The sequence below is a fragment of the Burkholderia sp. AW49-1 genome, from assembly GCF_053427845.1.
The window spans coordinates 1-248 of the sequence record NZ_JBSAXF010000139.1; the positions used below are offsets into that span (position 1 = coordinate 1).

The 248-nt window shown below is 71.0% G+C and carries 1 protein-coding gene; it reads left to right on the top strand.

Annotated features, from left to right (window positions below):
• Positions 1 to 248 (top strand): amidohydrolase family protein (locus ACV22W_RS33775; protein ID WP_448023881.1); only part of this gene is annotated, 248 nt, incomplete at both ends.

Below are 248 nucleotides of genomic sequence, written 5' to 3' on the forward strand. Positions count from 1 at the left end.
ACGCCCGCGCCGCAGTGGGTGCGCGTGGTCGGCGGCTTCACCGAACACCAGTTCGTGGAGAAGCGCCTGCCGACGATCGACGAACTCAACGCAGCCGCGCCCGATACGCCGGTGTTCATCCTGCACCTGTACGATCGCGCGCTGCTGAACGCGGCCGCGTTGCGCGTGGTCGGCTACACGAAGGACACGCCCGAGCCGCCGGGCGGCACGATCCTGCGCGATGCCGCGGGCAACCCGACGGGCCTGCT